Genomic DNA, 1,873 nt, shown 5'->3' on the forward strand with positions numbered 1-1,873 from the left:
CTAAATTAGGGCAATTATCAATACTTACAGTAAATATAATACCAAAAACATAAAATTGACATTATAAAAAATTTTAGTTACAATATAGTTTACAAAGTCAACTAAATTATATACTATATAAAGCCATAGATTTAGAAAGTGGTGAACAAATATGGAAAATTTTAATTGGATTTATATGATAGAAAAAATGCAAGATATAAAATTATTTAGCAGAACAATTATACGTCGTGCTACTAAAGAATACGAAATGCCAGCACAACACCTAGAATTGTTATCTCAACTTATAATACATAAAGATGGCATGACCCCAATGAGCCTTAGTAAAATAATGGGTGTTAATAAAACAATTATAAGTAGAATAATAGATAATTTAAACAAAGGCGGGTATTTAACAAAAACACAAGATACAAAGGATAAAAGAAGCTACATTGTTTCAATTACTGATTTAGGTATAGAACAAGTACAAAAAATATATGAATATTATTTAAGCCCAATCTATGAATTACGTAGAATATTAGGTGATGAAGATTTTTTAAATTTAATGAATTATATAGAAAAAGTGAATACAAAAATGAATGAAGAAAGAAAGGAGATATTATAATGACTTTTTATCAAGCCATGCAATTAGGCGCAAACAATTTAAAACCATTAATTCAAAATACTAAAGATAAAAAATTAAAACAAAAGTATTTAACTGCATTTATAATTAAAAATATATTATGTCTTGTATTTTGTATACTTATGGTTACAGCTTTTAATAAAGTATTTGGAAGTGAAAACAGCATAGTAGGAGTTGTAACAGTTATTGCATTATTAACGTTTAGACTGTCTTACTTAGACTACAATGCTAAGCATTCAGCATTTGCTATTTTGGGAGTTTTCTGTATTTTTATTGTTGGACCATACTTATCTAGTATGTCAGCACCAATACTAAGTTTTGTTATAAACTTTATTTCAATATTGGCAATAGTAGTTTTAGCTTGCTATAATGTTAATTTATCTAATCAATCAATATTTGTATTAGGTTATTTACTTTTATATGGTAATCCAGTTAGTAATGTAGGAGTATATACTAATCGTGCTGTTGCTTTATTAGTAGGTGGAGTTATAGTAGCTGGAATTTTCTATATAAAACAAAGAAAAACAGAATTTAAAAGTACATTTGCTGATGTAATAAAAGGATTTAATTTTAGTAATGAAAGAACTAAGTGGCAGTTAAAATTAGCTCTTGGAATATGTTCTGGTATGTTAATAGGAGAATTAATAAATTTACCAAAAGTAATGTGGATAGGATTTGCATGTATGTCAATACTTCAGCCAAATGAAGAAAAGATAGACTTTAGAATAAAAACTAGATTCCCATATATCATTGTTGGATGTATAGTATACTTTGTAATTTGTTTATTTGTACCAGTAGAATCTAGAAGTCTTATAGGTATGCTAGGAGGGCTTTTAGTAGGATTCTGTGCAACTTATCAATGGCAAACTGTATTTAACTGTTTTGGAGCATTATCATCAGCAGTACCGGTTTTAGGTTTAGGTGGTGCTATAATACTTCGTATATTAAACAATGGTATTGGAGCAATATATAGTAAAGTATTTAATTATATATTTGATAAAGTAGATGAAAAAATAATGGAAAAATACAATTCTAAAGAAATTAATAATGAAGTAAAAGCAAATTAATAAAAAATAAGTTCCTATAATAGGAGCTTATTTTTTTACTATTTTTTAATTTTTATAATCAATATTCTATTTTATCTTTTTTATCTAACCATATTTTTTGTACTTCAATGCATTCATCTCTATTCATTTCTAGCAACCTCCCTTATTGTTATCCATTGAGTATTTTGCTAGATCATTTGCTTTTTTC

General features: G+C 25.9%; 2 protein-coding genes. Both read left to right on the forward strand.

All coding sequences use genetic code 11. The features are described 5' to 3' along the window. Positions 1-151 precede the first annotated feature (151 nt). On the forward strand, positions 152-601 hold the full coding sequence (locus tag G3997_RS04300) for a MarR family winged helix-turn-helix transcriptional regulator (RefSeq protein WP_296648649.1): 450 nt from the start codon (positions 152-154) through the stop codon (positions 599-601). After that, on the forward strand, positions 601-1,686 hold the full coding sequence (locus tag G3997_RS04305; protein WP_296648654.1) for an FUSC family protein: 1,086 nt from the start codon (positions 601-603) through the stop codon (positions 1,684-1,686). Before G3997_RS04300 ends, G3997_RS04305 begins: the two co-directional genes overlap by 1 nt. Positions 1,687-1,873 lie beyond the last annotated feature (187 nt).

It is taken from the genome of Romboutsia sp. 13368 (assembly GCF_018336475.1).
Classification (GTDB): Bacteria; Bacillota; Clostridia; order Peptostreptococcales; family Peptostreptococcaceae; genus Romboutsia.